The organism is Acinetobacter sp. Z1, from assembly GCF_024296945.1.
In the GTDB taxonomy this organism is placed as follows: domain Bacteria; phylum Pseudomonadota; class Gammaproteobacteria; order Pseudomonadales; family Moraxellaceae; genus Acinetobacter; species Acinetobacter beijerinckii.
Genome location: NZ_CP101115.1, coordinates 580,501 through 600,654, shown reverse-complemented (window position 1 = coordinate 600,654; position 20,154 = coordinate 580,501). Strand labels below are relative to the sequence as shown.

The following is a 20,154-nucleotide window of genomic DNA, read 5'->3' as shown; positions in this document are numbered from 1 at the left end:
AACGCGTTATCCCCAAGTTTTATCCTTGTGTGCGCAAAATTTCCTGTTGTTGCGCCACTTTCTTTTTCCACTGTTCTGCACGACGTGTACGATCAGCAACCTGTCCTACCAATTGACCACACGCAGCATCAATATCATCGCCACGTGTCTGACGAATCGTACACACAAATCCAGCATCAGACAAAGTTTTTTGGAAAGCAATAATGCGGTTTCGGCTCGAACGTCCATATGGTGCGTGAGGAAAAGGATTAAATGGAATTAAGTTGATTTTACTTGGCAAGTTTTTCAATAACTTTAATAACTGTTGCGCGTGTTCAGGTTTATCATTCACTCCATCCAACATCACGTATTCAATCGTGACATGACGGCGTGAACTTTCATTACCATCTTTTGCCAAATAACGCTGACAAGCAGCAATCAATTGTTGTAATGGATATTTTTTATTGATTGGAACCAATTCATTACGAAGTTCATCATTCGGTGCATGTAGCGAAATTGCCAAAGCAACATCGATATCTTGTGCCAACTGATCAATTTTAGGAACAACACCAGAGGTCGATAAAGTCACACGACGTTTCGACATGCCATATGCAAAATCATCTAGCATGAGTTGCATAGAACTAAGTACAGCATCGTAATTGAGTAATGGCTCACCCATACCCATCATCACCACATTGGTCACTGTACGCTCACGCTCAGCGACTGGCACATCTTCCATATAGGAATAATTTGCCATCCAAAGTTGTCCAATAATCTCTGCTGGTGATAAGTCCCGTTGAAAACCCTGTTTACCTGTCGAACAGAATGAACAATCCAATGCACATCCCACTTGAGAAGAAATACATAAGGTTTTTCGCGCACCTGTTTTGTCTTCGGCAGGAATGAGTACAGTTTCAACCAAAGAACCCTCGCCATCACCCACACGGAACACCCATTTACGGGTTCCATCTTTTGAATAATTACGGTGTACAACTTCTGGCGCTTTAATTTCACAAATTTTTTCTAATTTTTCACGCAATTTACCTGAGATATTACTCATCTCGGCAAAATCGGTAACAAAAAATTGGTGCATCCATTTCATCACTTGACCAGCGCGAAACTTCTTTTCACCTAAATCTTCAAAGAATTTTTCTAACTCAGGACGTGACATGCCCAGTAAATTTACTTTCTTATCGACAGATTGAACCACAGGTGTAGAAACAGACTGTTGTTTTTCATCTAAATTTTCTGATGAAACGACCACTGCAGAACTCATGTATATTTACCTAAACAATATCAACGCTAGATTTTATTGCGCATTATTTACGCAACTTTAATCTATAAAAAATAAAAAACCAGATAAGTAGTATACCACTTATCTGGCTTGAATACTTTGGATTAACGAGTGCGTGGGCAGATCTCGTTATCAGCAAAGAAGTAAGCGATTTCACGCTCAGCTGAAGCAACTGAGTCAGAACCGTGAGCAGCATTTTCGTCGATGCTTACAGCGAAGTCAGCACGAATCGTACCAGGAGCAGCTTCTTTCGGATTTGTAGCACCTAAAATTTCACGGTGAGCAAGTACTGCATTTTCACCTTCAAGAGCTGAAACAACAACTGGACCAGAAGTCATAAATGCAACTAAATCACCAAAGAAACCACGTTCTTTATGTTCAGCATAAAAACCTTCAGCATCAGCTTGAGAAAGGTGTTTCATTTTAGTTGCAACAATTTTTAAACCCGCTTTTTCAAAACGAGCAAAAATTTCACCAATGTGGTTCTTAGAAACTGCATCTGGTTTTACGATAGATAAAGTACGTTCAATCGCCATGATTGACTCCTATTATGGTTTAAACTAAAAAAATTTGCCGCATTATACCGATGTCATCGGTAATAAGCAGCTTGAATCTGTAAAACTTATGTCTTTTCTGACGAATTTTTAACGAACTTCATCCAACCACGCCATTTGGATGGCTTCCAACAAGCCTTCAGTCGATTTTGTTGGGTCATCATTAAAGTCAGGTAATGCACACACCCAAGCGTGTAAATCGGTAAATCGAATCCATTGAGGGTCTACATCGGGATGCGCTTCAGTAAGTTCAATCGCAATATCAATCGTATCTGTCCAACGTAAGCCCATATTAATACCTATATATAAAGATCTTATTGAGCGTACTTTAGCAAATCGTAAGCTTTAAGAAATAGTACTGTAGCTAAATTATAGTGAATCTTTTTTATAGTAGAATATTAAAGCTTGGCGCCAGCAAGATAATACCACTTGCAACAGATGCCCCGATTACCGCACCAACAATCACATCACTTGGATAATGCAAGCCTAGAATCATACGTGAAAGTGCCACAAGCACTGTAAACGGTAACATCAAGATAAGTAAAAGTGGTTGAATATAACCGAGCGTGATTGTCACCATCACGGCATGCAACGTATGTCCTGAAGGAAAACTAAAGTGATCCAGAGGACGCTCACCTAAGACGATGACTTGATGAACTTGATACGGTCTTGGTCGTGTGGTTTTGTGTTTTAAAAATTTATAAATGAGTGTTCCGACAGAACCAGCAACAAGCAAATATAAGATTTGCAAACCGTAAGTCAGACCTTGTACCGCTAATACGGTCAATAGCATGACGTACCAAAATGGCCCATCACCTAAACGACTAATCGTTTTAAAAAACAAGGCAATGCGTTGAGACTGGGAGAGATGATTCAGGTATACACACCCTTTTAAATCGAGGTCGAGCATTTTTATTTTTGCATTTTGAAATTTCATACTTTTTCTCCTTTCTGAGGATACTTTAGGTAGAGTTCATAACTGATTCCTTCGCTACCTGATAAAGTGCTTGTTCTAATTGTTGTACAGGAAATTGCCAACTGGTCTCTTGTACACTTTCACTTGCAAGCAAACCCATTTGTCTTAATTGCGGGAGAGCAGGCAAATCACAAATAGATTGGATTAAATCGGCAGTTTGTCCAAGAGGACTTAACCAGCCCGTGACATCTTGTTTTACATGCTGATGTGCGCAGACATAATCATAAGCGACCACTGGCAACCCACTGGCAATCGCTTCGAGCACCACATTTCCAAACGTGTCGGCCTGACTGGCGAAAGCAAAAACATCTGCGCTTGCATAGACAGCAGAAAGATCAGTACCACTTAAGCTACCTGTAAAGATGACATCTTTTGAAGTCGTCAATTTGCCAAGACGCGCACGATCAGGCCCATCACCTACAATCACAAATTTAGTATTGGTACCTTGCTGTGCTTGCCAAGCATGGAAACTTTTAATTAACACATCGACTTCTTTTTCTGGTGATAAACGCCCGACGTACAACATCACACGTGTATCAGTATCAACACCCCATTGTTGACGGAGTTGTTGTGACCGATGTTTAGGTGAAAACTTACTCGTATCCACGCCCCTTCCTACCACAACTAATGGACAGGTCACGCCAAATCCACGTAGTGCTTGTTCTGTATATTGGCTCGGCACACAAGTCACATCGGTACTGTTATGAAACCAAGTTAAATAACGCTGAATCGGTTTGACTAAAAAAGCCAAATCAAAAAATCGACTAAAATCTTGAAAAGCCGAATGAAAACCACTCGAAACTGCTATTTTCTTTGATTTTGCAGCTTGTAACGCAGTTAAACCCAATGGCCCTTCAGTCACAATATGCACTACATCGGGAGAAAATTTCTCAAATGCTTTGGAAACTTTGAGATATTGCGGCCAACCGAACTGAACACTTGGATATTTAGGAATCGGCTGAGACATTACTAAACATTCTTGTTCTGGATGAAATTCGGTACAAACTGCTTTTTGTATAGGTCGTACTAATAAAATCTTATGCCCAAGTCTCTGTAAGCCTTGGCATAACTGCATCATCGACAGTGCAACACCATTAATTTCTGGTGGCCATGTCTCAGTGACAATTGCAATTCTTAGGCGCGGACGAACAAGATCACGAAGCTGAGATAGTTCATCTTGTTTGTTTTGGAGTTGTTTCCTTTTAAAGTAAAATTTAAAATTTTCTGGAAACTGTTCTTGCTTTAATTGAGATGTCGCGTATGTACTTTGCATATCGCCACTCATTTGTGTCGTTATTTTCATGCTTTAAGCTTATAAATATTATTTGACACTTTAATGATCAGTTTATGACAGTTTTTTTACAATCATAATTAAAAAATGCCCATTTATAGAAAAAAAGGGCATCAAGAAAAGTTAAATTATCAACTTAAAGGATTATCCACAGCAAAAATTTGCTGATCTTCTAAGCGTAGAGCCACAAGCTGCTGCCCCCAAACACAGCCACCATCAACATTTTGAATTTGAGAGCTAATGGTTTTACCCTGCAAAGCCGCCCAATGTCCAAAAATCAATTGATGGGTTCGTGCTGCTTGGCTTTCAAACTCAAACCAAGGTTTGAATCCATCAGGCATAGGTGCATCAAGCGCATCTTTAAAATCAAATTCCAAACACCCTTCTGCATCGGTTAAACGCATCCGAGTCAAGTAATTGGTAATACAACGCAAACGCGCTACGCTCTTTAAATCATCCGACCATAGATCAGGTTGCTCACCATACATTTCTGCAAGAAAAGCATCTAATACTGACAAATCATCATGTCCGACAGCATCTTGCACCTCTTTGGCCAATGCGATGGTTTTCTCAACCGACCAAATACAGGGCACTCCAGCATGGGTGATCAAGGTTGACTGATTTGGACAGACACTTAAAGGTTGTTTACGCAACCAATCAATCAATTCATCGCCATCAATCGCATCAATAATCTCTTGTGTACGATCTTTATCTTTGACTTTTTTAAAACCACGCGCACAAGCAATCAGCGTTAGATCATGATTGCCTAATACAGTTGCGGCAGCACCACGATCCGCTAGCTTTTTTACAAACCGTAATGCACCAACCGAGTTTTCACCACGAGCAACTAAGTCACCAGCAAACCATAAAAAGTCTTGGTCAGGATCAAAACGAATTTCTTTTAGCAACGTTTTCAGTGCTTCAAAACAGCCTTGCACATCACCAATCACATAATTATAGCGCTTAGACATCAAGCCACCATCTGATCAGAAAGGGCGACAAAATCAGCCAAGCTCAGTGTTTCTGGACGAGCCATTGGATCGACACCTGCTTTTTCAAAGCCGTCTTCGAGCAACATACCTTTCAAGCTATTGCGCAAGGTCTTACGACGTTGGGTAAACACGTGCCCAACCAGACGCGCCAAAGCTTTTTCATTTTTTGCTACAATCGGTTTAATTGCGTAAGGCTCTAAACGAAAAACCGCTGAAGTCACTTTAGGTGGTGGATTAAACGAACCCGGTGGCACTTCAAACAAAAATGTTGGTTTACAATAATACTGAATCATCACCGATAAACGCCCATACTCTTTGGTATTCGGTACAGCAGTAATGCGATCAACCACTTCTTTTTGCAACATGAAGTGCATATCTTTGACTTTGTCGCCAAATTCTAAGAGATGGAATAGTAACGGCGTTGAAATGTTATAAGGCAAATTACCAACAACACGTAATGGCCGATCCTCTTGAAACAATTCAGTGAAATCATATTTCAATGCATCAGCTTCAATAATCGTGAGACGCTCAGGATGAGGCACACGCCCCGGTAAACCTGCGGCTAAATCTCGGTCAAGCTCAACGACAGTCAGAGCATCACACTCACCGATTAACGGTGATGTAAGCGCTGCCAAACCAGGACCAATTTCAACAATATTTTCGCCTGTACGTGGATTTACAGAACGTACAATTTTGGCAATCACACGTTGATCATGTAAAAAGTTTTGACCAAAACGTTTTCGAGCCTGATGCCCTTCATCTTTAGGGTTTAGGGCATTAATTTGATACATAATAATTCCAACGTGAATAATTTACTTGCTCATCATTGACGAGCTAAATCAAGTGCTAAATCCACTGCAACATGCAAACTTGATGCTTTTGCCTGTCCAGTGCCTGCAAGAGAAAGTGCCGTACCATGATCGACAGAGGTTCGAATAAATGGCAAGCCTAATGTAATGTTTACTGCTTCGCCAAAGCCTTGTGATTTTAACACAGGTAGACCTTGATCGTGATACATCGCTAAAACTGCATCTGCATTGCTTAAATTTTCAGAGGTAAATAAAGTATCCGCAGGTAGGCTTAAACTCATTTTAACACCGTGTGCTCGATAGGTTTCTAACACAGGATTAATCACATCAATTTCTTCGCGACCTAAATAACCATCTTCACCTGCATGCGGATTTAAACCACAAACTAAAATATGAGGTTCTGTGATTTTAAATTTTGTTTTCAAATCGTGAATTAGAATATCAATCACTTGGTGTAGACGCTCTTTTGTAATTGCATTAGGCACGTCGCGTAAAGGTAAGTGCGTCGTCACCAAGGCAACACGCAAACTTTTCGTTGCTAACATCATAACCACGCGATCAATACCAGCAAACTCTTGGTAATATTCCGTATGCCCACTAAATGCAATGCCTGCCTCATTAATAATCGATTTCTGCACAGGTGCGGTTGCCACACCGACACTTTGACCAGACATCGCATAATCAGCTGAACGACGTAATTGTTCTAATACATAGGCTGCATTCGCAGAATCTAATTGCCCTAAAGCAACAGAATGAGCTAAAGGTACGTGCTCAATAAAAAGTTGCCCAGAAACACTCGACTCTTGTTGTCCTTGATACGAAATAAGTTCAACGGTCATACCTAATTGGTCAGCACGTTGTTTTAGTAATTCTAAATCCGCCAAAATAACAATGGGACGCTCATCGATACGCTCAGCCAAACTAAGACAAATATCAGGTCCAATTCCAGCAGGTTCACCTGAAGTGACGTATAGGGGCAACATAAATGATTATTCCCATTGGTTTCTAGTCAATAGTTTACCCAAAGAATCTATTTCTGCCTCTTTTATTTTACGAATTGGGTTGATGAAAATTATAAAGATGTAGAAAGCCGAATGTATAAAATAAAACCTCAAACAGTCAGATGCCTACATTAAGAACTGCTATGAATTATATTTACGATGACGAACTCCAGCCTAACGCGCTACTTTAAGAAGTAAAAGAGCTACAAGGTCAAACACTAGGACATTCATCTAAAATCCAACATTCAATTAACTACTTTAATTCTTATCAGCAGAAGTTGATGTTTTTGGTAGGTTCTGCGGCACTAAATTTGAGGGAACAAACTCAACTTTTCGCGTCCAAGGATTGATTTTAGGTTGAACCTTTTTCTCAGTCTGAGCCACAACTATAACTTCTTCTTTTTTCTCAATCGTTGCAACTGCACTTGCTGCTTTTTCAACAAAAGGATTTGCGACATCTTTCTTTTCTATAACCTGAACTTGTTGCGTTGGTTGGACTTCTTTCTTTTCAGTTGTCGGTATATTGCTAGCAGCTGTCGTTATTGGTCGTGTATAAGGTGCCGCAATTGCGCCTTGTTTAACAACTGTTTGGGTTGCTGGCTGAGGAGCAGGTTGGGCTATTGTATTCGCAGGCTGAACCTGGGTATTCGTTTGATCAAGCGGAATTTCAATCGGTTTCATTTGTGCTGTCACCGCCATCGCAGGATCAACGTGATCATCACCTCGGCTTTCCAATACTTCCAACTTACGGCTGGTCCCTTCTTTCGGTTTAAACTCAGAATAATTGGTAACACTGGTATTATCTACCCATTTATATAAGCGTCGTGCATTTGTTTGCGTAGAACAAACAGCTATTAAAAAGCTAACTACAACTATTTTTGTAGAAAACGACAACTTCATCAAATTCCCCAAGAGAAGAGGTAAATACTTCTATTTATTTCAATTAATTAATACAAAATAATAGGTTAAATACCTAAGCCACTCAAGCCAAAAAATGTAGCGTCTAATAAAGGTCGGTATAGTTACCAAATCGGTCACATTCGCACAAATTATGTTGTGCGGAATGATTTTTTCTTGTGTGAATTTTCAAACTAATGTAGAATTCGGTCTCCTTTTGTTTGGACAGATTTCACCGTCCAAACCAACTATAATAGGTAGTGGTTTAAATGAAAACTCTCAGCGCTAAGCCAGCTGAAGTTCAACATGACTGGTATGTTGTTGATGCTTCTGGCAAAACTTTAGGTCGCCTTGCGACTGAAATCGCTCGTCGTTTACGCGGTAAGCACAAAACTTCTTATACTCCTCACGTTGACACTGGTGATTACATCGTTGTTATCAATGCTGAGCAAGTTCAAGTGACTGGTAAAAAAGCGCTTGATAAAAAATATTATCGCCATACTGGTTTCCCTGGTGGTATCCGTGAGACTAACTTCGAGAAGTTAATTGCTCACAAACCTGAAGCTGTTTTAGAAAAAGCAGTTAAAGGTATGTTACCAAAAGGTCCTCTTGGTTATGCAATGATCAAAAAAATGAAAGTGTACGCTGGTACTGAGCATCCTCATACTGCTCAACAGCCACAAGTTTTGGACATCTAAGGGATACAGCACATGGCTACTAATTATGGTACAGGTCGCCGTAAGACCGCAACTGCACGTGTTTTCTTGTCAGCTGGTACTGGTAAACTCGTAATCAACAACCGTACACTTGAGCAATATTTCGGTCGTGAAACTGCTCGTATGGTTGTGCGTCAGCCTTTAGAGCTTCTAGAAGTTACTGAAAAATTTGACCTTTATATCACTGTTAAAGGTGGTGGTATCGGCGGTCAAGCTGGTGCAATTCGTCACGGTATTACTCGTGCGTTGATCGCTTCTGACGAAACTTTAAAACCTGCTCTTCGTCAAGCTGGTTTCGTTACTCGTGATGCTCGTGAAGTTGAACGTAAGAAACTTGGTTTACGTAAAGCTCGTAAACGTCCTCAATTCTCTAAACGTTAATCGTTTTACGAATTGGACAAAAAACCTCGGATTTATCCGAGGTTTTTTATTGCCTAATTTTCATTACTTCTTTTTAGAACAATCGATCACCGCATCACTTAAGCCATCAGCAGCAACCGATTCAGTCACTGTGCATCCATTTTCTTGATAAGTTCGAGTAGTCTTAGAAAATTGGTGATCTTTTCGGATTGGTGCATTACAAGGTTGATCAGTTTTTTCATTGACCATCTGAATTGGTCCGTCATTGTAAATCGTCACTTTACAGCCTTTGACCACATACTGGCTTTTTATTCCACCATAGTGTGAGCCGTCCTGATCAGCGTCCACAGCAATCGTAACATCTGTAGCTGCATCGCTCTCTCGTAAAGAGCCAACACTCAATTGATTCGAGACAGCAGGTGAGCTGCTGCAACCACCCAACAATACCGCACTAAAGATTGCAGCAAAGTAATATTGCTTCATACTATTTATCTCTCTTTGAGCTTATTGGATCATAAATCTATTCTGTAACAATCATATTGTTCAGCTTTAAGTGCTTTCCAACGTTAATTTTAGTATTCTAAACAGTCAACCATAATTTTTTGGACTTATGTCTTTAGAAAATCCCCCAACCCCTGTTCAAGGCATTACGCTTTATAGTCATGCAGATGATTTCCGCTCACATTGGATTCGTTTTTTACTTGCTGAAAAACAAATCAAATATCAATTGATTATTACTGACCATGAAGATGAGGATTTAGCCGATCTTAATCCTTATAATCAACTACCAATGTTGATTGAACAAAACTTAAAACTATTTTCAAGTAATGTCATCGCTGAATATTTAGATGATCGTTATCGTCAAAATAAGCTATATGCAGATGCACCTATGGCGAGAGCCGAACAACGTCAATATATTTGGAGATTTGAGCAAGACTGGTTCAAGCTTGCCGATCAAATGCTTAGACACTCTGATAGTTTAGATCTAAAGCAAAAGCAAAAAGCTCAAAAAGAACTGAGAGATACTCTCATTTCGCTCACACCCTTATTTCAACACTTTCCTTTTTTCATGTCAGAAACATTTTCTATTTTAGATTGTATGTTAGCCCCTATTTTCATACGCCTAAAAAGCATGGGAATTGATCTTCCACAACAACACTGTCGTCCTATTTTCTTGTATTGTCATCGTATCTTTAACCGACCATCTTTTATTAAATCAATGACAGCACAAGAAAAAAACAGCTACAATGAATTAATTTCAATGATTTAGTTAGTTTATACATTATGTCTGAGCAAACGACCTTCACACCCACTCGCCCCTATCTTGCTCGTGCCATTTATGAATGGATTTGCGACAACCAACTTACGCCCTATTTACTGGTTGACGCAACTCAACCTTACACTGAAGTGCCTCAGCAATTTGTTAAAGATGGACAAATTGTATTAAATCTTGCACCACATGCAGTTCATCAACTTCAGATGAGTAATGAGTCGATTAGTTTTTCGGCAAGATTTGGTGGTGTATCTAAAGATATTTATATTCCTATCAGTGCGGTATTAGGAATTTATGCAAGAGAGAATGGTCAAGGTCTATTCTTTGAACCAAGTGAATATGCAGATGTTCACGTTGAAGCAAATACAAGCGAAACTGAAACACAACAAGAAGCAAAACCAAGTAAGAAAAAGCCTTCTTTAAGAATTTTAGATTAAAAAAATGAGGATATGATCTATGGCATTTGATTTAGTGCAATATTTTTCTGAACAAATCAAAATTCAGAAACCGCAGCTTTTCAATAAATACTCAACCAAAGAGAAAATTAATTTTATTGATGAAGTAAATGTCCTTTCTCTAGGACAACTGATTAGCTTATGGAAACAAAATCCTCAAAAACTTTATCAAGAAATTAAAGCATCTGATCCACTTTATGTGCAAGAAATTGCTCGCCACCTCACCACCTCTAAATCTAACCAATCGAAGCTAAGTGCTACTGAACTTGAGTCTAGTATTTCTGAAGTCATCACTTTACAATTTACTGAATTAAATCAATTAGATCAAACGGGTAGTTTTGGTCAGACAGGCATGGGTGAGTTGCTTATTGGGCAGATCGAACATCTCTCGGGTCAAGCAGAAGATTGGGTATGGTCCACCAATCAACTCATCGAACTGATTGGTTCAAAACCAATCGAGCAACCTGAAACATCTTTAGAAGTCACGATGCAGGAATTTAATCAGCTGGTACATCAACAAGCTCAACCTCTTCAGCATGCAACTGATGATCAACAGCAAATCATCACACCACCCTCTTGGTCATACATATTTTCGCCAATTATCGCATTGGTCATTCTAATATTTTTATATTGTTCATATAGTCAACTTATTGCGGGATAATATTTAAACAATGATAAAGAAGGATTTTTATTCTTCTTTATCATAAACTTAAGAAAATTTTAAATTTATTAAACAATAATTTTACAGATTTTAATCAATATAATTTACATTTATTTACAATCAAATAATATTAATCATATCAAAAATTAATGCCAATCACATCACACTAAAATAAAAATATTATCCTTATTTAATATTTTAATTTGTTTTATTGACAAAAATTGTCAATTATTTTCATTCCTGTGATTTTAATAATTTAAAAGTATTATTGATTTAATAAAAGACTTTCCTATAATGATATTAACTGCTTTTGAAAACTAATCTAAACAAAAGTAGCCAATATAAATTCATAAACAAAGATGCATTAGTAGAGATAATATCATGGCTAAAATTTCATTAGAAAGCTTAACAAATATTGATGGTTTCGTTGCAGCGGCATTAGTAGACACAGAAAGTGGTTTAGCGTTAGCAACTCAAGGTGGGGGCGGAATCGATTTAGAATTAGCTGCAGCAGGTAATACCGAAGTTGTTCGAGCAAAACGCCGTGTTGCAAACTCTTTAAAATTAAATGATGATATTGAAGATATTTTAATCACTCTCGGTAAGGCATACCACCTAATTCGTCCACTCGAAAGCAATGGCAATCTATTCCTTTATTTAGTATTGGATCGCTCTAAGTCAAACCTAGCAATGTCTCGCCATGAACTCAAAACGTTTGAGAAAGAGTTAGACTTTGCTTAACCAGCACAGGTAAGACTTCTAATATATTAGGCTTTATGTATTTATTTTAATTTTATTTATAAAAATAAATAAAGTTAAAATAATGCAAGAGCCTATTATTAGTCTTTATTATTTTAGACTAATTTTGTGCAGTCCAATATTTTATAAAATATTAAAGTGATACTATGAATGGACATTGCATTAATATCGCAATTTCAGGTATAAGTTTAAAAGTTTCAGATGAATTAAAAATAGAACTTAGAAAAACAATACCGAATGAATTTGGCATTAATTGGATTAATATTGCCGATCCTAATATAGACTTGTTATTAATAAATGAAAATTTTTTTGATACTGAAGGTATCCAACGTATTATAGAAACAAAGCAACTACCTTGTTTAAAAGTATCTAAAGGACAAGGTGCGTGCAATATCGAAGAAAACAATACACTTTATCTACCATTTCAACAAACAGATGCTTTAAAAAATTGGATTCAACTTAGACTTTTAAGTTATCTCACTCAACAACAATCACAGCAGCCCAAAGTAGAAATCCAATCGACACACAATGCCGTGAATGCAAAGTTTTTAAATGAGATGTTAAATCCAGAAAATGCGCGGCTTCATCTATTTGATGACCATGGTACTTTGGCCGTCATTGATACACGCAGCCAAATTGCATGGTTGGAACCTACACGCACGATTACGCAAACCAATCATAGTTTTAATTATGAATTTGCGACTACTTTCGATTTTACAAAAGTCTCTCGTAAGATCGAATACGACTTACAAGATTGGTTATGGAATCTTTTTTGGCATTCACTTGAGTTTCAAAAGTTAGCACCAAACGAAAATGAATATTACAAAATTGAGTACTGGCCTCAACCGACTCAAAGCACAGATCGAAAAATTACACTTTTACTCTCTGCATGTTTTATACAAGGAGCTCAACTCTCACAAGTAGCAACACAATTGAAACTTCCTATTGAAACGGTTCAACAATTTATTTCAGCCTGCATTATTTCCAATAACGGAGGCATTATTTCTGCATCAGAATGCCATTATCTAAAAACACAGGCGACTGAGCAGACTGCTGAACAACAAGGTTTTTTAAATAAATTTTTCGGCAAGATTAGACGTCGATTTGGGCTTTAAGGATTTTTATGATTCTTCAACAATATAAAATTGTATTTGCTGGCAGTATGGGTGCAGGTAAGACGGAAGCGATTAGATCACTTTCTGAAGTTCCTGTCCTTGCTACTGAAGCCTTTAATACAGATAGCCAAGCCCATAATAAAATGCAAACAACAGTTGGTATTGATTATGGCGAAATTACATTAGATGACGGTGCCAAAATTGGACTTTACGGAACACCTGGTCAAGCGCGCTTTGATTTTATTTGGCCTGTGATTTGTCAGGGCGCTCTTGGTGCAATTATTTTGGTCGATCACAATAGCAAAGTTGCACTTGAAGAGCTGGAAGGATATTTAGATACATTTAAAGATTATACAAAAAATATCTCGATTGGTATCACGCATATTGATGAAAATAAAGCCCAATCTACTTCGATTTATCGTGATTGGCTGATTCAAAATGAATATCAATATCCATTGTTTTTTATCGATGCGCGCAAACAAGAACATATTTTACTTATGGTTGAATCGCTGATTGCAGCCTTAGAAGTAAATTTACGAGCAACAAATTAATCACTTTATAAAGAGAAGAATTATGTTCAGTATTCCAAGCCAACAACGTACCGCGCCAAAAGAACTGATTCATTTGGCAAAAGCTCAAGCAAGCGAAATATTAACCAATATTCGTGGTATTGATTACATCATGCTTTGCTCGACAGATGGATTTGAGCTTGCTTCTATTTATAAAAAGAACCCTTATAACAGTACTAAGTTAGCTGCGGTGAGTAGCTCAATTTTAGCGATGGTGAGTGCTTTCCTAAATGAGATTCAACTCACTGGCTGTCAAAGTATTACCTTTGATGCTGAGAATGGCAAAGCCATTTTAACGTCGATACCCGCCCCTCATCATCCAATGGTCATGGTGACATTAAGTAATAAAGATGTCCTGTTAGGGCAACTTCTATATAGCCTAAAGCAAGCAAGTGCGGCAATTGTAGACGCTGACCAAGCCTAAAACTAATCTCTTTACTAAAAACTGATAGGTGTCACCCACTTATCAGTTTTTTTATTTCTATCGTTTTATATGTTACTTTTCAATTTTCGTTTATGAATATGAACTATATTCATAATTAACCAATTTTTTATCACATCATTTAAAGTTGTTTCAGGCACAAATAATTTCCTCTTAACTCATTGTTTTTAATAGATCAGATGAATGACATTAAATTTAAATGATTTAGCAACATTTTTTCATTATTATAGTTTTCGAACAAACATCAATCAAAAAATTTTCATTAATGAATAATTACAACCTTTCTTGATTGGCTTTTGTTCATGAATAATTAAGCACTATGGAGATAAAAATGAAGCTGAATAGCTTAAAACTAGGCGCAGGGGTGGCGTTATTGATCGGCGGTTTTGCCAGTCAAAATGCACTAGCAGATTCTTATGTATTTGTAACCAATACAACACCGCAGACTGTATCTATTCAGGTTAACCAAACAGGTAGCCAAATATTGCAGCAAGGTAATCAATGGGCTCAAGAAGCCACACAAATCGGTCCATATGAAACCAAACGTGTATTACGAATGAATCGTTACTCTGGAATAAAATCTGGACAAACCTATAATTTTGATACGATCGTCAGTAGCGGTGGTTCACAAGTAACCTTGAAACAAACGATGACAGGCACTTGGACTGGCAGTAATATTAAACATGGTATTCAGACTGCGACAGCAACTTCTCCTTGGTATTCAGATCGCAGTGTCTATCGATTAAATACGAATTATGGCGGTTTAGCAGCTCAAGCAGCTGTAAAAGCAGAATATACGGGTGGATATGATGATTTTCACTACACCATTCATCAAAATACAGTTCAAGAACCAGTTTCAAGTAATGCTGATGAATTAAAAGTACTGACTTATAATATCTATGCTTTGCCTATGGTCGCGAGCAAGATCAGTGAACGCTTGGCTGAACTGCCAAATCACGTAAAAGGTTATGATGTAATTTTGATGCAAGAAGCATTTGCTTCATCCCGTACAGGTATGTTGAATCAATTGGCTCAACAATATCCGTATCAAACACATATTCCAGTGGGATCAGGTTATAACTTATTTGATAGTGGTTTAGTGATTGTTAGTCGCTATCCAATTGTGAAAACAGCACAAATGATTTATCCAGACTGTACAGGCACAGATTGTTTTGCAGATAAAGGGGTCTTATATGCTGAAATCATTAAAAATGGTAAAGCCTATCATGTAACTTCAACGCATACCGCTTCATTTGATACAACTGAAGCGCGTGCTTTACGTCAGGTTCAATTTCAGCAAATTCGTCAGTTGGTCAATCAACAAAATATTCCGAATTTTGATGCTGTTTTGATGGGTGGTGATTTTAATGTAAATAAATTCTTATGGCCGCAAGACTATCAAGATATGTTAAACAACCTGAATGCAACCGCACCGATAAGCACTGGCTACACCGCTTCGACTTTTGATCCTCGTGTGAATAAACTCGCTGGAGCAGCAGGTTCAGGTGGAACAACGGTTGAATATTTAGATTATGTGGTTTCTTCAAATACACATCGTCAGCCTATTCAATCTCGCAATGATGTTCGTATTTTACGTTCTACTGCAGATCCGCTTTATATGACTTGGGATTTATCAGATCACTTCCCTGTGATGGGACATTTTAACTACGGTCCCTAAGTAGGAAGTATTATGAATAAAAGACTATGGATCACATGCCTTATTGTTCTATTGGTCTTAATTGCATTTGCAGTTTGGAAGAGCACTGCCTCTTCCGCTGCTACGCAACAAACCAAAAATGAACAGTCATCCAATCACACTGTGTCTAATTCAGATGATATGCAAAACAGAAGTAAGGATGAAATATTGCAGCAATCATTACAGACTCAGTTACAGGCTTTACAAAAAAATCCAGGCAATATTAACCAGTTTTTAAATCAATACCGAGCAAGTTGCCATTTAGATGACTGCAATGCTGCATTAACAAAAGCACTTAATGCCTATCCTGATCAAAAATTCGCTCAAACTGTGCAAAATTTATTGAAGCGTATGCCGCAATATGAACAGCAAATGCAAAGTACAGTATTATCAACGGCGCTATCCCCCAAAGAACGCTTTGATGCAATCTGGAAACTTAGAGAACAGATGCTAGGCAAAGACGAAGCGGCTTTAGGTTTTGGACAAGAACGTGAATATGCGGATTATCGTTTTGCTTATGCAGAACTTAAACAAAATACAAAATTGAGTCCCGAACAACGATTGGCTGCATTAGAAACACTTCAACAAGAATATCCTCGATTAATGGATCAAGAAGATAATTTGGCTCGTTATGAACAAGCTGTTCAGCTACTTGATGAGAAACAACCGACTGCTGAAACTCAACGTCTAAAACAAGAGTTACAACAACGCTATCTCACACAAGAAGAGCAATTAGACCTGCAATTTAAGCAACAACGTGAACAACAGCAGCAACAGAAAGTAGATCAATATCAACAGGCACTCAAACAACTGCAACAAGAAATGCAACCGCTTAAGTCTCAGCTTTCCGAAACTGAGTGGCAAAAGCAGTATCAACAACGTCTTGAAAGTTTACGATCGAATCTGTTTCCTTAATTGTGATGCCATCTGATATACAGATGGCGACTATTTCAGCATCTAATTTTTTCACCTATACTGAGGTAAAAGTAAAACTCACGAAAAGCTTCTTTTTGGAAATCAATGGAATGAATTACCCAAAACTGCAACATGACTTAAATACCGCACTAGAATCTGAAATCTTAGGTGAATTGGTTTTTCTGAATGCAGCAAAGCATACCCGCTCGACTGAACAACAATATAAATGGAATGTCTTGGCTCAATTAGAAACTCAAACTTTGCATAAGTTACAAAATTTTCTGATTCAAAATGGTCATACCGCAAAGATACGACCTCATATCAAACTACAAGCCAAAGCGTCAGGAATTGCAATGGCAAGGCTTCCGTGGAAAGTTGCAATGCATTTACTTAAACAAGGTACAAAACCTTTTATGGAAACGTTTGAGAGAATGAATCAACACGCCGATGCTCAGACTCAAACTTTTCTGCAATATTTATTGGCGCATGAACAAGCTTTGGCTGAGTTTGCAACACAAGAATTAAAGGGAAATTCGAGAAGTTCACTCAATGCTGTAGAAAAACTATTAAAAAGCTAGGTCTAACCTAGCTTTTTAACTAATAGGCTTTATGCAACTGCGACATTTAATAACAATTGTCGTTTTTTCACTTGTTGACCGACTTGACCAATCAGCTCATCAACGACACCATCCACATCAGATTTAATCTGTTGCTGGATTTTCATAGCTTCCAAGATCAACAAAGTTTGACCTTTGCTAACGGTATCACCAGCGTTGACCAGTAGATTTACAATGGCGCCATCCATTGGTGCTCGAATCTTCCCATCGCCGATGGCTTCAACCGCTTCAGGTTCTGCGTAAGTGCTATTCTCTATGATGAGATTACCATTCGCTGTATCTAAATAAAGCTGATTTTGGTCAAGTACATAACTCAATTTACGGCGCACACCATCAACGTTATAGATGATCTGAGTATCAGTTATTTCCACGACCTGAATCGTACAGTGTTGATCACATAATCGCACGGTGACTTGCTGCTGATCCATCTCAACTTGTAGTGACAGTTGTTGATCTGCACATTTCAACTTTAATGGTAGCGGCGTTGCAATACCTGTTTGCCATGCCGTTTTTGAAGCCTTGTGTTGTGCGAATAATGTTGCTGCAATCGCTAGACTTTCAATGCTTGGAACTTGTTGATGTAGGCTCACATCATCCTGAAAATGCTGCTGGATAAATGCAATATTGGTATCACCTGCCACGACAATTGGATGACGTAATAAATTCACCAAAAACTGTTTATTACTGTTCACACCCAGTAGCACACAATCATCTACTGCACGTGCTAACAGACGAATCGCATCCTGACGAGTTTTACCATAAGCAATTATCTTCGCCACCATTGGATCATAAAACGGGCTAATTTCACCCTGTTCTAACATACCATGATCAATCCGAACATTTGGTAACATTCCATCAGAGCCTGCAGGTTTCCAACTGAGCACTTTTCCAGTTTGAGGCAAGAAATCCTGACGTGGATCTTCCGCATATAACCTCACTTCGATCGCATGTCCATTTAAAGTAAGTTCATGCTGCTGTAGAGGTAAAGTTTCACCATTTGCGACACGTAGTTGCCATTCAACTAAATCGAGGCCCGTGATCATTTCTGTTACAGGATGCTCAACCTGTAAACGGGTATTCATTTCAAGGAAATAAAACTCACCTGATTGATCAAGTAAGAATTCAACCGTACCTGCTCCGATATAGTCACAAGCTTTGGCGGCAGCAACAGCAGCCTCGCCCATTTGCTGACGTAATTCAGGTGTCATCACGGGACAAGGTGCTTCTTCGACTACTTTCTGATGACGGCGCTGAATTGAACAGTCTCGTTCAAATAGATAAACGTAATTGCCATGCGTATCACCAAACACTTGAATTTCCACATGACGAGGTGCAATCACTGCTTTTTCAATAATCAACTCACCTGAACCAAATGCATTTTCGGCTTCTGAACGCGCTGTTTTTAAAGCTTCGAGTAAATCAACAGATTGGTGAACCAAACGCATACCACGCCCACCACCACCAGCAGATGCCTTCACCATCAAGGGGAAACCAATTTTTTCTGCTTGTTCAGCTAAATATTCGATATCTTGTCGATCACCTTCATAACCCGGTACACAAGGTACGCCCGCCTCAATCATGGCAATTTTTGACAAGCGCTTACTACCCATCAAATGAATCGCAGCGGCATTTGGACCAATAAAAGTGATGCCATGATCACTACAAGCTTGGGCGAAATCGGTATTTTCAGATAAAAATCCATAACCAGGATGAACAGCATCGGCACCAGTCTTTTTGCAGGCTTCGATAATATTGGTGATCGATAAATAAGACTCAGAGACTTTAGAAGCACCAATGTATACAGCTTCATCAGCCACTTGTACATGGCGTGCATTAGTATCTGCATCTGAATATACAGCAACTGTCTGATAGCCCATCGCTTTCGCTGTTTGCATCACTCGAACTGCGATTTCACCACGATTTGCGACTAAAACTTTTGAAAATTTCATTATTGCTCAGTCCAAGTTGGTAAACGTTTTTGAATAAATGCCATCGTACCTTCTTGACCTTCTACTCCACCGACAGCTTGCGCAAATTGCTGTGCAGCATCATCGAGTAGAGAATCTAAAGGTTCATTCAAAGTACGATGTAATAAAGCTTTAGTATTGCGAGAAGCCAATGGTGCAGCACGTTTGATTTGTTGAACGGTATCGCTCAGTAACTGCTCTAGTTCATTTTCATCATGCACTACATCATGTACTACACCTAACTTCTGGGCAGTCTCACCATTGAAACGAGAACCTAACAATGCCAAACGACGCGCTTGTGTTAATCCAATGCGTTTCACTACAAAAGGTGCAATTTGCGCTGGCAAAACACCTAAGCCTGTTTCAGGTAAGCCAAACTGTGCCGTATCGCGACTAATCGCGACATCAGAAACACAAGCCAAGCCAAAACCGCCACCTAATACCGCACCTTCTAATACCGCAACCACGGTTTGTGGCGCTTGATCAACTTGTTCAATCATGGCACCGAAACGACGGTTAAAATCGACATAAGGCTGTAAGCTACCCACATTTGCCGCCTCTACACGGAGTGCTGCCATATCTTTAATGTCACCGCCTGCGCAGAAATGTCCGCCTTTGCCACGTAAAATCACAGCACGAATCGATACATCATCTGCAATGTGGGTAAAGACTTGTTGAATCGCATTGACCATATTGAGACTCATGGCATTGCGGCTTTCAGGTCGATTAAGCCAAATCGTTAAAATACTGCCCTGTTGTTCAAGTTGGATACTTTCACCCACTTGTAAATCTGTTAGAGAAGTTGAAAGTGTCATG

Annotated in this window: 24 protein-coding genes; 12 read left to right on the top strand and 12 right to left on the bottom strand. The window is 38.7% G+C overall.

The features are described 5' to 3' along the window. Positions 1–19: 19 nt before the first annotated feature. The 9 genes from rlmN to NGC85_RS02845 all read right to left on the bottom strand — a co-directional run bounded on the left by rlmN (position 20) and on the right by NGC85_RS02845 (position 7,796). Complete coding sequence (gene rlmN, locus NGC85_RS02885) at positions 20–1,255, bottom strand: 23S rRNA (adenine(2503)-C(2))-methyltransferase RlmN (RefSeq protein ID WP_005061427.1); 1,236 nt, start codon at positions 1,253–1,255, stop codon at positions 20–22. A 122-nt stretch (positions 1,256–1,377) separates the two neighbouring features. Beyond that, on the bottom strand, positions 1,378–1,809 hold the full coding sequence (gene ndk, locus NGC85_RS02880; RefSeq protein WP_005056009.1) for a nucleoside-diphosphate kinase: 432 nt from the start codon (positions 1,807–1,809) through the stop codon (positions 1,378–1,380). A 108-nt stretch (positions 1,810–1,917) separates the two neighbouring features. After that, the gene (gene iscX, locus NGC85_RS02875; RefSeq protein ID WP_005056012.1) at positions 1,918–2,118 is read right to left on the bottom strand and encodes a Fe-S cluster assembly protein IscX; all 201 of its coding nucleotides are present in this window, start codon (positions 2,116–2,118) and stop codon (positions 1,918–1,920) included. A 94-nt stretch (positions 2,119–2,212) separates the two neighbouring features. After that, a complete protein-coding gene (locus NGC85_RS02870) occupies positions 2,213–2,764 on the bottom strand; it encodes a phosphatase PAP2 family protein (protein WP_005056014.1) in 552 nt (183 codons plus the stop codon). Positions 2,765–2,789: 25 nt separating this feature from the next. Then, positions 2,790–4,076 (bottom strand): glycosyltransferase family 1 protein, encoded by a 1,287-nt coding sequence (locus tag NGC85_RS02865; protein WP_254805534.1) that lies wholly within the window; start codon positions 4,074–4,076, stop codon positions 2,790–2,792. Positions 4,077–4,225: 149 nt separating this feature from the next. Then, positions 4,226–5,065 carry a symmetrical bis(5'-nucleosyl)-tetraphosphatase gene (locus NGC85_RS02860; protein WP_254804768.1) on the bottom strand — a complete coding sequence of 280 codons (840 nt, stop codon included), beginning with the start codon at positions 5,063–5,065 and terminating at the stop codon, positions 4,226–4,228. Beyond that, complete coding sequence (gene rsmA, locus NGC85_RS02855) at positions 5,065–5,877, bottom strand: 16S rRNA (adenine(1518)-N(6)/adenine(1519)-N(6))-dimethyltransferase RsmA (RefSeq protein ID WP_254804767.1); 813 nt, start codon at positions 5,875–5,877, stop codon at positions 5,065–5,067. Before rsmA ends, NGC85_RS02860 begins: the two co-directional genes overlap by 1 nt. A 32-nt stretch (positions 5,878–5,909) precedes the next feature. Next, positions 5,910–6,878: a 4-hydroxythreonine-4-phosphate dehydrogenase PdxA gene (gene pdxA / locus NGC85_RS02850; protein WP_254804766.1), complete on the bottom strand. Its 969-nt coding sequence runs from the start codon at positions 6,876–6,878 to the stop codon at positions 5,910–5,912. A 276-nt stretch (positions 6,879–7,154) separates the two neighbouring features. Beyond that, positions 7,155–7,796, bottom strand: coding sequence for a hypothetical protein (locus tag NGC85_RS02845; protein WP_254804765.1), 642 nt, complete (start codon positions 7,794–7,796; stop codon positions 7,155–7,157). A gap of 266 nt (positions 7,797–8,062) precedes the next feature. Here NGC85_RS02845 and rplM point away from each other — a divergent pair, with 266 nt between their 5' ends. Further along, entirely contained in the window at positions 8,063–8,491 is a 429-nt protein-coding gene (gene rplM, locus NGC85_RS02840) for a 50S ribosomal protein L13 (protein ID WP_005056027.1), read from the top strand. A 12-nt stretch (positions 8,492–8,503) separates the two neighbouring features. Continuing rightward, the gene (rpsI, locus tag NGC85_RS02835) at positions 8,504–8,890 is read left to right on the top strand and encodes a 30S ribosomal protein S9 (protein ID WP_004652544.1); all 387 of its coding nucleotides are present in this window, start codon (positions 8,504–8,506) and stop codon (positions 8,888–8,890) included. Positions 8,891–8,953: 63 nt separating this feature from the next. Here rpsI and NGC85_RS02830 read toward each other — a convergent pair whose 3' ends face one another. Then, a complete protein-coding gene (locus NGC85_RS02830) occupies positions 8,954–9,352 on the bottom strand; it encodes a hypothetical protein (RefSeq protein WP_254804764.1) in 399 nt (132 codons plus the stop codon). A gap of 127 nt (positions 9,353–9,479) precedes the next feature. Here NGC85_RS02830 and NGC85_RS02825 point away from each other — a divergent pair, with 127 nt between their 5' ends. The 10 genes from NGC85_RS02825 to NGC85_RS02780 all read left to right on the top strand — a co-directional run bounded on the left by NGC85_RS02825 (position 9,480) and on the right by NGC85_RS02780 (position 17,332). After that, positions 9,480–10,139, top strand: a complete 660-nt coding sequence (locus tag NGC85_RS02825; protein ID WP_005061412.1) for a glutathione S-transferase N-terminal domain-containing protein — start codon at positions 9,480–9,482, stop codon at positions 10,137–10,139. A gap of 14 nt (positions 10,140–10,153) precedes the next feature. Beyond that, positions 10,154–10,579, top strand: a complete 426-nt coding sequence (locus NGC85_RS02820) for a ClpXP protease specificity-enhancing factor (protein WP_005056033.1) — start codon at positions 10,154–10,156, stop codon at positions 10,577–10,579. Positions 10,580–10,598: 19 nt separating this feature from the next. Further along, positions 10,599–11,258 (top strand): hypothetical protein, encoded by a 660-nt coding sequence (locus NGC85_RS02815; RefSeq protein ID WP_254804763.1) that lies wholly within the window; start codon positions 10,599–10,601, stop codon positions 11,256–11,258. A gap of 381 nt (positions 11,259–11,639) precedes the next feature. Beyond that, entirely contained in the window at positions 11,640–11,999 is a 360-nt protein-coding gene (locus tag NGC85_RS02810) for a hypothetical protein (protein ID WP_005056037.1), read from the top strand. 164 nt (positions 12,000–12,163) lie between these two features. Next, the gene (locus NGC85_RS02805) at positions 12,164–13,132 is read left to right on the top strand and encodes a hypothetical protein (RefSeq protein WP_254804762.1); all 969 of its coding nucleotides are present in this window, start codon (positions 12,164–12,166) and stop codon (positions 13,130–13,132) included. An 8-nt stretch (positions 13,133–13,140) separates the two neighbouring features. Further along, a complete protein-coding gene (locus NGC85_RS02800) occupies positions 13,141–13,683 on the top strand; it encodes an ATP/GTP-binding protein (protein WP_005061406.1) in 543 nt (180 codons plus the stop codon). Positions 13,684–13,705: 22 nt separating this feature from the next. Further along, positions 13,706–14,125 carry a roadblock/LC7 domain-containing protein gene (locus tag NGC85_RS02795; RefSeq protein WP_005056043.1) on the top strand — a complete coding sequence of 140 codons (420 nt, stop codon included), beginning with the start codon at positions 13,706–13,708 and terminating at the stop codon, positions 14,123–14,125. Positions 14,126–14,474: 349 nt separating this feature from the next. Beyond that, on the top strand, positions 14,475–15,821 hold the full coding sequence (locus NGC85_RS02790; protein ID WP_254804761.1) for a sphingomyelin phosphodiesterase: 1,347 nt from the start codon (positions 14,475–14,477) through the stop codon (positions 15,819–15,821). Between the two features lie 12 nt (positions 15,822–15,833). Next, positions 15,834–16,754 carry a lipase chaperone gene (locus NGC85_RS02785; RefSeq protein ID WP_254804760.1) on the top strand — a complete coding sequence of 307 codons (921 nt, stop codon included), beginning with the start codon at positions 15,834–15,836 and terminating at the stop codon, positions 16,752–16,754. A 110-nt stretch (positions 16,755–16,864) separates the two neighbouring features. Continuing rightward, positions 16,865–17,332: a hypothetical protein gene (locus NGC85_RS02780; RefSeq protein ID WP_254804759.1), complete on the top strand. Its 468-nt coding sequence runs from the start codon at positions 16,865–16,867 to the stop codon at positions 17,330–17,332. Between the two features lie 29 nt (positions 17,333–17,361). Here NGC85_RS02780 and NGC85_RS02775 read toward each other — a convergent pair whose 3' ends face one another. Together NGC85_RS02775 and NGC85_RS02770 are read right to left on the bottom strand one after the other, a co-directional pair. Continuing rightward, positions 17,362–19,320: an acetyl/propionyl/methylcrotonyl-CoA carboxylase subunit alpha gene (locus tag NGC85_RS02775; protein WP_254804758.1), complete on the bottom strand. Its 1,959-nt coding sequence runs from the start codon at positions 19,318–19,320 to the stop codon at positions 17,362–17,364. Next, positions 19,320–20,153, bottom strand: coding sequence for an enoyl-CoA hydratase/isomerase family protein (locus NGC85_RS02770; protein WP_254804757.1), 834 nt, complete (start codon positions 20,151–20,153; stop codon positions 19,320–19,322). Before NGC85_RS02770 ends, NGC85_RS02775 begins: the two co-directional genes overlap by 1 nt. Position 20,154 lies beyond the last annotated feature (1 nt).

Excerpts from the sequence above, each read along its gene's own strand:
- rlmN (WP_005061427.1), bottom strand. The coding sequence starts at position 1,255 with ATGAGTTCTGCAGTGGTCGTTTCATCAGAAAATTTAGATGAAAAACAA.
- ndk (WP_005056009.1), bottom strand. The coding sequence starts at position 1,809 with ATGGCGATTGAACGTACTTTATCTATCGTAAAACCAGATGCAGTTTCT.
- iscX (WP_005056012.1), bottom strand. The coding sequence starts at position 2,118 with ATGGGCTTACGTTGGACAGATACGATTGATATTGCGATTGAACTTACT.
- NGC85_RS02870 (WP_005056014.1), bottom strand. The coding sequence starts at position 2,764 with ATGAAATTTCAAAATGCAAAAATAAAAATGCTCGACCTCGATTTAAAA.
- NGC85_RS02865 (WP_254805534.1), bottom strand. The coding sequence starts at position 4,076 with ATGCAAAGTACATACGCGACATCTCAATTAAAGCAAGAACAGTTTCCA.
- NGC85_RS02860 (WP_254804768.1), bottom strand. The coding sequence starts at position 5,065 with ATGTCTAAGCGCTATAATTATGTGATTGGTGATGTGCAAGGCTGTTTT.
- rsmA (WP_254804767.1), bottom strand. The coding sequence starts at position 5,877 with ATGTATCAAATTAATGCCCTAAACCCTAAAGATGAAGGGCATCAGGCT.
- pdxA (WP_254804766.1), bottom strand. The coding sequence starts at position 6,878 with ATGTTGCCCCTATACGTCACTTCAGGTGAACCTGCTGGAATTGGACCT.
- NGC85_RS02845 (WP_254804765.1), bottom strand. The coding sequence starts at position 7,796 with ATGAAGTTGTCGTTTTCTACAAAAATAGTTGTAGTTAGCTTTTTAATA.
- rplM (WP_005056027.1), top strand. The coding sequence starts at position 8,063 with ATGAAAACTCTCAGCGCTAAGCCAGCTGAAGTTCAACATGACTGGTAT.
- rpsI (WP_004652544.1), top strand. The coding sequence starts at position 8,504 with ATGGCTACTAATTATGGTACAGGTCGCCGTAAGACCGCAACTGCACGT.
- NGC85_RS02830 (WP_254804764.1), bottom strand. The coding sequence starts at position 9,352 with ATGAAGCAATATTACTTTGCTGCAATCTTTAGTGCGGTATTGTTGGGT.
- NGC85_RS02825 (WP_005061412.1), top strand. The coding sequence starts at position 9,480 with ATGTCTTTAGAAAATCCCCCAACCCCTGTTCAAGGCATTACGCTTTAT.
- NGC85_RS02820 (WP_005056033.1), top strand. The coding sequence starts at position 10,154 with ATGTCTGAGCAAACGACCTTCACACCCACTCGCCCCTATCTTGCTCGT.
- NGC85_RS02815 (WP_254804763.1), top strand. The coding sequence starts at position 10,599 with ATGGCATTTGATTTAGTGCAATATTTTTCTGAACAAATCAAAATTCAG.
- NGC85_RS02810 (WP_005056037.1), top strand. The coding sequence starts at position 11,640 with ATGGCTAAAATTTCATTAGAAAGCTTAACAAATATTGATGGTTTCGTT.
- NGC85_RS02805 (WP_254804762.1), top strand. The coding sequence starts at position 12,164 with ATGAATGGACATTGCATTAATATCGCAATTTCAGGTATAAGTTTAAAA.
- NGC85_RS02800 (WP_005061406.1), top strand. The coding sequence starts at position 13,141 with ATGATTCTTCAACAATATAAAATTGTATTTGCTGGCAGTATGGGTGCA.
- NGC85_RS02795 (WP_005056043.1), top strand. The coding sequence starts at position 13,706 with ATGTTCAGTATTCCAAGCCAACAACGTACCGCGCCAAAAGAACTGATT.
- NGC85_RS02790 (WP_254804761.1), top strand. The coding sequence starts at position 14,475 with ATGAAGCTGAATAGCTTAAAACTAGGCGCAGGGGTGGCGTTATTGATC.
- NGC85_RS02785 (WP_254804760.1), top strand. The coding sequence starts at position 15,834 with ATGAATAAAAGACTATGGATCACATGCCTTATTGTTCTATTGGTCTTA.
- NGC85_RS02780 (WP_254804759.1), top strand. The coding sequence starts at position 16,865 with ATGAATTACCCAAAACTGCAACATGACTTAAATACCGCACTAGAATCT.
- NGC85_RS02775 (WP_254804758.1), bottom strand. The coding sequence starts at position 19,320 with ATGAAATTTTCAAAAGTTTTAGTCGCAAATCGTGGTGAAATCGCAGTT.
- NGC85_RS02770 (WP_254804757.1), bottom strand. The coding sequence starts at position 20,153 with ATGACACTTTCAACTTCTCTAACAGATTTACAAGTGGGTGAAAGTATC.